Annotated in this window: 5 protein-coding genes, 1 tRNA gene and 1 pseudogene; 2 read left to right on the forward strand and 5 right to left on the reverse strand. The window is 63.2% G+C overall.

Annotation, left to right across the window (positions count from 1 at the left end; all coding sequences use genetic code 11):
* The first annotated feature begins 47 nt into the window (after window positions 1-47).
* A tRNA-Pro gene (locus ACIPZH_RS14845) sits at window positions 48-124 on the forward strand.
* Window positions 125-177: 53 nt separating this feature from the next.
* Here ACIPZH_RS14845 and ACIPZH_RS14850 read toward each other — a convergent pair.
* The 3 genes and pseudogenes from ACIPZH_RS14850 to ACIPZH_RS14860 form a co-directional block, all read right to left on the reverse strand.
* Entirely contained in the window at window positions 178-945 is a 768-nt protein-coding gene (locus ACIPZH_RS14850; protein WP_400636696.1) for a methyl-accepting chemotaxis protein, read from the reverse strand.
* Between the two features lie 117 nt (window positions 946-1,062).
* Window positions 1,063-1,893 (reverse strand): annotated as a pseudogene (locus tag ACIPZH_RS14855) (methyl-accepting chemotaxis protein); the annotation flags it as partial.
* Between the two features lie 91 nt (window positions 1,894-1,984).
* Window positions 1,985-3,748 carry an ABC transporter transmembrane domain-containing protein gene (locus tag ACIPZH_RS14860; RefSeq protein WP_400636687.1) on the reverse strand — a complete coding sequence of 588 codons (1,764 nt, stop codon included), beginning with the start codon at window positions 3,746-3,748 and terminating at the stop codon, window positions 1,985-1,987.
* A gap of 203 nt (window positions 3,749-3,951) precedes the next feature.
* Here ACIPZH_RS14860 and ACIPZH_RS14865 point away from each other — a divergent pair, with 203 nt between their 5' ends.
* Window positions 3,952-4,125 carry a PA1571 family protein gene (locus tag ACIPZH_RS14865; protein WP_241803147.1) on the forward strand — a complete coding sequence of 58 codons (174 nt, stop codon included), beginning with the start codon at window positions 3,952-3,954 and terminating at the stop codon, window positions 4,123-4,125.
* A gap of 68 nt (window positions 4,126-4,193) precedes the next feature.
* On the opposite strand, the gene pdxB is transcribed toward ACIPZH_RS14865, so the two are convergent.
* The gene (gene pdxB, locus ACIPZH_RS14870; RefSeq protein ID WP_241803146.1) at window positions 4,194-5,336 is read right to left on the reverse strand and encodes a 4-phosphoerythronate dehydrogenase PdxB; all 1,143 of its coding nucleotides are present in this window, start codon (window positions 5,334-5,336) and stop codon (window positions 4,194-4,196) included.
* Window positions 5,337-5,396: 60 nt separating this feature from the next.
* A complete protein-coding gene (tusA, locus tag ACIPZH_RS14875) occupies window positions 5,397-5,639 on the reverse strand; it encodes a sulfurtransferase TusA (protein ID WP_012313540.1) in 243 nt (80 codons plus the stop codon).
* Between the last annotated feature and the right edge of the window lie 361 nt (window positions 5,640-6,000).

Below are 6,000 nucleotides of genomic sequence, written 5' to 3' on the forward strand. Positions count from 1 at the left end.
AACAAGGGCTTGCGTTCGAAAAAACCATGCAGTAGGATTTTGTTCATCGGAGTGTAGCGCAGCCAGGTAGCGCGTCTCGTTCGGGACGAGAAGGCCGCAGGTTCGAATCCTGTCTCTCCGACCAGATCCTTCAAAAAGCCCGCCATCGTGCGGGCTTTTTGCTGTGCGCGATCAGTACTACGCGGTAAGACGCGAAGTGACTTCACCCAACTGCCCCGACAGCCCATGCAGGCGCTGGCCAGCCTGCTCGGTGTGCTGCACTGCCTCCTGGTTGGCAGTGGCAATGCGGGTAATCTCGATCAGGTTGCGCGAAATATCCTCGGCCACACTGGTCTGTTCCTCAGCTGCCGTGGCGATCTGCCGGTTCATGTCACGGATGGCTTCGACCGCGACGGTGATGCGCTGCAGCATCTGCCCTGCCTGCTGCACCTGCTCGGCCCCCTCCTCGCTGCGCTGCTGCCCGCTTTCGATGGCCTTGACCGCCTCCACGGCACCAGACTGAACCGCCTCGATGATCTGATGGATTTCTGCGATCGACGCCGCCGTGCGCTGAGCCAGGCTACGCACCTCGTCGGCGACCACCGCAAAGCCGCGCCCGGCCTCACCCGCACGGGCCGCTTCGATGGCCGCATTGAGCGCCAGCAGGTTGGTCTGCTCGGCGATCCCACGGATCACTTCCAGCACCTTGCCGATGCGCGAACTGTCATTCTCAAGATCGCGGATTACCGCCGCAGTCCCTGCGATCTCCTGGTTGACCACGCCAATGATGTCGATGGTCTGCTGCATGACCTGCTCGCCGGCCTGGGCACTGTGGTCGGCTTCATCGGCCGCCCGCGCGGCTTCGGCGGCGTGACGGGCAACCTCTTGGGCAGTGGCGGACATCTCGTGCATCGCCGTCGCCACCTGATCGGTACGCTGGAACTGGTCATGGGTACCGCGCGCCATGTCGCCGGCGATGCTGCGCAGCTGGCCACTGGCGCCTTCGAGCTCTTGAGCATTGTCCTTGAGGCGGCCAACGGTGTCGGCAAGGAAATCACGCAAGGTATTGGCGGCACGCGCAAGGCGTCCCAGCTCATCCTCCCGACGGCTTTCGACCCGCGCCCCAAAGTGGCCTTGGCTCAGTTGGGCAACGTATTCGATCAACTGACTGATGGGCTCGATCAGGCTGCGGTTGACCCGCCACAGGCTGAGCAAACCCACCAACAGCGCCGAACCGAGCATCACCAGCATACCCAGCCATACCGTGCGCTCGGCACTGGCATTGATGCTGACGGCCCGCTCACGGGCGTCGGCGCGCAACTGCTCGACCAACGCGCTCATCTGCTCGCTGGCAGCACGGTCGACACCTTTGACCGCCAGATCGCCAGCGGCCGGGTCACCCCCTGCCGCCAGAAAAGCCTGGCGCCCCTGCGCGTAGGCCGCGCCCAATTGCCGATGGCTGTCACGCAGCTGCTGCAAAGGCTCCTTGAGTTTCTGATCACTGCTGTCGATCAGCTGCCCAAGCAATTGCTGGACCTGCTGCTCACGGGCCTGGAACTGCTGCCAGTACTTCTCCAGTTCGGCCGGCTGACGGCCGCGCAGCAGCACGTTCTTCCACTCCTGCACCTGGATCTTGAACTGCAGGTTGGCTTCGTCGATCGATTGCGAGGCCTTCAGTGGTCCATCGACCAGCGTGGCATAGCTGCGCACACTGGAGGACAGAAACTGGAAGCACACCAAGGCAATCAGCAGCATCGCCACCAAGCTGCCGCCGAGCAGGGCAAGAATTTGTACTCTGAGGGATTTTCGCAACATCGCAGATCTCGGGAACAAGGATTGAGGAAACAGCGCGCCGCTGGCAGCGCCGCCACAGACGTCCATGTCCTCGTTCGCAGGCCAAAAAAAAGCTGCCATCGATCGATAGCAGCCAGGTCGAGCACTTACGCAACAGTTGAAGGGATACTCTCAAGCAATTGCTACAAAAATGTTACAAGCCTTGGGCGCGTCAAGCGTTGTTGAACTGCAGTGAGGCGAGCCTGGCGTACAAAGGGCTTTTTTCGAGCAGTTCACGGTGAGTACCCACTGCCACCAGGCGCCCCTTGTCGATGACTGCGATGCGGTCAGCATGCTGCACCGTGGCCAGGCGGTGGGCGATGACCAGCGTGGTGCGGCCCGCCATCAGGCTCGGCAGGGCCTGCTGGATCAAGTGTTCGCTCTGCGCATCGAGGGCGCTGGTGGCTTCGTCGAGCAGCAGGATCGGCGCATCCACCAGCAACGCTCGGGCAATCGCCAGGCGTTGCCGCTGCCCGCCCGACAGGCCAATACCGCCCTCGCCCAGTGGTGTCTGGTAACCCTGCGGCAATTGCCGGATGAACTCGTCGGCATGCGCGCCACGCGCCGCTGCCTCTACCTCGGCCAGGCTGGCCTCGGGGCGCCCATAGCGGATATTGGCCTCGACCGTAGCGCGGAACAGTGAAGGGTTCTGCGCTACCAGCGCGAACTGGCGGCGTAGATCGCCCAGCGCCAGGCTGGTGATTGGCTGGCCATCCACAAGGATGGCGCCCTGCTGAGGGTCGTAAAAACGCAGCAGCAAGTCGAACAGGGTCGATTTGCCGGCGCCGGATGGCCCCACCAGCGCCACGGTCTGGCCTGGCTCGATGACCAGGCTCAGGTTGTCGATGGCGGCGACCGATGGCCTGGAAGGGTAAGCGAATACCAGGTTCTTCAGCTCGATATGCCCGCCAGTGCCCTGCCGACGCAGCGCCAACGGCTGCTCGGGCTCGATGATGCTGCTGCGCGCCGCCAGCAGTTCGGCGATACGCTCGGCCGCACCGGCAGCGCGCTGCAGTTCGCCGATGACTTCGCTCAGCGTTCCGAAGGCACTGCCGACGATCAGGCTGTAAAACACGAAGGCTGCCAGTTCGCCTGCGGAGATGCGCCCGGCGATCACATCCGTGCCGCCGACCCATAACATCACCCCCACCGCGCCCAGCACCAGCACGATCACCAGGGTGATCAACCAGGCCCGCTGCGCGATGCGCTGACGCGCCACGGCGAAAGCCGCCTCTACCGTATCGGCGAAGAGCTGGCGATCGAGCGCCTGGTGGTTGTACGCCTGCACGGTCTTGATCTGCCCCAGCGTCTCGGCCACATAGCTGCCCACATCCGCCACCCGGTCCTGGCTCTGCCGCGACAGGCTGCGCACGCGCCTGCCAAACAGCAGGATCGGTGCCAGTACCAACGGCAGGGCCACCACGACGATGCCGGTGAGCTTGGGGTTGGTGATGAAAAGCAGCACGACACCGCCGATCACCATGAGGGCGTTGCGTAGGAACATCGACAGCGATGAGCCGATAACCGCCTGCAGCAAGGTGGTATCTGCGGTCAGCCGGGACTGGATCTCCGAGCTGCGGTTGTCTTCGAAAAAGCCAGGGTGCAGGCCTATGAGGTGATCGAAGACGGCGCGGCGAATATCGGCCACGCACCGCTCACCGATCCAGGAAACCAGGTAGAAGCGGCTGAATGTACCGACCGCCAGCGCCAACACCAAAAGCATGAACAGGCCGATGGTCTGATTGAGCTGGTGCACCGAACGGGTCATGAATCCCTGGTCCACCAATAGGCGGATACCCTGCCCTATGGACAGTGTTATGCCGGCGGTCACTACCAGAGCCAGCAGCGCCAACAGCGCTTGGCCACGGTATGGGCGCATGAATTGCCAGCAGAGAAACAAGGCGCGACGCTGACGTGAAGATACCGGTTCGGGCATGGCGATGGACCACAATGACAGTGAAACAGCAGCCTACCATTCATCCCGCCTGGCAGTGGCTATAGCCCATCGTTCTAAGCCATCGCTGGAGGTTTACCGCACTTTCTGGTGGACTGTAACTGCCGTGGCCTCCAAGCGCCGCTGTCACAGGCCAGTCACGGCACAGGTTTACCTTGATATTGGACCTGATGAGGAGACGTTAGATGAGCTTGCAGCATGGCAGCGACACCCAGAAGCCCCAGAACACCCCGCAACAGAAGGTCTGTGGTTCGATCATCGATGCCCAGGGGCGTGAAGTACCGATTACCGAGCAAATGATCCAGCAGGCCTGCAAGGACCTGGAAGCCAGCCGGGTGAAGAAGGTACAAAAGGGCTGAGTGAAGAATTGATTGAAACCCGGCGCTGGCGCCGGGTTTTTATTTGCCCGTGATGTTCTGCCTGCTCATCAAACGACCACTGCACCCAAGGCATTGGCCATCTGCACCAACTGCGCAGCCTCGCCTGGCAACCGCACCGCCAACCCTTCGATTTCACGGCGTGGCGGGTACTGTTTGCGCAAGAGGTCGAAGGCCGCGCGTTGTTCGGCCGCGTCGTCGCTCAGGCTGCGACGGAAATCGGCATCGTCGCGGCGCGGGTCGTACACCGCCCGGCACAAGGTCGCCAAGGCCCAGCCCAGGTCCGCTTCGCCATCGAACTCGATCTGCGCCAGTGGCGGTTTGGGCAGCAGATCCTGCAACTGCACGCGCTCGTCTTCACCCAGGAAGCGGCACAATGCCTGGTAGATCTGCGCCGTGCCGCGCTGGCGGCCATCGAGGCTGTAGCCGGCGATGTGCGGCGTGGCCAGGGTGCAGAGGTCGGCCAGTTGCAGGTCGACTTGGGGTTCGCCCTCCCATACATCGAGCACGGCGTGCACGTCTTCGCGGTCCAATAGCAGCTCTCGCAGGGCAAGGTTGTCGACCACCGGCCCACGGCTGGCGTTGATCAGCCATGCGCCAGGGCGCAGTTGCGCGAGCTGCGCTTGGCCCAGCAGGTGCCAGGTGGGGTGCTCGCCGTCACGCTGCAAGGGGGTATGCAGGCTGATCACATCGCATTGTTCAAGCACTGTTTGCAGGCTGACGAAATCGCCGCCTTCAGCCGCCTGGCGCAGCGGGTCGCAGACCAGCACCTTCCAGCCCATGCCGTGCAACACGCGCACCAGCCGGCCACCGACCTCCCCTGCGCCAACCACGCCATAGGTGCGCTGGGGCAGCGCCGCGCCGTCCAGGTCGGCGAGGGTCAGCAGGCTGCCGAGCACGTAGTCGACCACACCGCGGGCATTGCAGCCCGGCGCGCTGCTCCAGTGGATGCCCGCTTCGGCGAAGTAGTCCAGGTCCAGGTGGTCGGTGCCGATGGTGCAGGTGCCGACGAAGCGCACCTTGCTGCCTTCGAGCAGTTGCCGGTCGACTTTGGTCACCGAGCGCACCAGCAGCACGTCGGCTTCTTTGACGCTGGCGGCGTCCATGCTTCTGCCGGGGAAACGGCGGATCTCGCCGAAACCTTGGAAAAATGCATCGAGCAGCGGGATATTCTCGTCGGCAACTATCAGCATGGCGCTCTCCTGTCTGGGGAACGCAGTGTAGGTGCTATGCCCGGCACGATCCAGCGTGGATCAGTCGGCTTTCTTGCGAATCCAGTACAGGTAGGTACCGGCTTCTTCCTGCTGCTGGAGCAGTTCGTGGCCGAGGAAGTTGCAGAACTTGGGGATGTCGCGGCGGGTGGAGGGATCGGTGGCGATGACCTTGAGCAGGCCGCCGGCGGCCAGATTGCGTACGTGGGTGTGCAGCATCATCACCGGTTCTGGGCAGTTCAGGCCAGTGGCATCGAGGATGGCGTCGGGGGTGAAGTCTGTCATGGGTGGCTCCGCAAATGATCGCTATTGTGGCGCATAGCGCGGCACGCACCAATACCCACCCGCCCCTGCGCTGCAAGCGCAATGTCCCTCGCCTTCGCCGCGACCTCGCCTGTGCCTGTGCCTGTGCCTGTGCCTGTGCCTGTGCCTGTGCCCTTGCCCTTGCCCTTGCCCTTGCCCTTGCCCTTGCCCTTGCCCTTGCCCTTGCCCTTGCCCTTGCCTTTGCTTTTGCTTTTGCTTTTCAGCGCGCGGTAGTTCAGGCACCGCAGATTGCGACTTCAGGAGGCCGAGCGCAGGTCTTGCGGAGGGAGGTGACGGGCATGGATGCCCGTCAAGCGCTTCGGCCCATGGATGGGCCGTGAGC

This window comes from Pseudomonas sp. NPDC089758, assembly GCF_044748705.1.
Classification (GTDB): domain Bacteria; phylum Pseudomonadota; class Gammaproteobacteria; order Pseudomonadales; family Pseudomonadaceae; genus Aquipseudomonas; species Aquipseudomonas putida_X.

What these genes read in the sequence shown, in the direction of transcription:
- ACIPZH_RS14850 (WP_400636696.1), bottom strand. Translation starts at nt 945, where the DNA reads ATGGCGCGCGGTACCCATGACCAGTTCCAGCGTACCGATCAGGTGGCG.
- ACIPZH_RS14860 (WP_400636687.1), bottom strand. Translation starts at nt 3,748, where the DNA reads ATGCCCGAACCGGTATCTTCACGTCAGCGTCGCGCCTTGTTTCTCTGC.
- ACIPZH_RS14865 (WP_241803147.1), top strand. Translation starts at nt 3,952, where the DNA reads ATGAGCTTGCAGCATGGCAGCGACACCCAGAAGCCCCAGAACACCCCG.
- pdxB (WP_241803146.1), bottom strand. Translation starts at nt 5,336, where the DNA reads ATGCTGATAGTTGCCGACGAGAATATCCCGCTGCTCGATGCATTTTTC.
- tusA (WP_012313540.1), bottom strand. Translation starts at nt 5,639, where the DNA reads ATGACAGACTTCACCCCCGACGCCATCCTCGATGCCACTGGCCTGAAC.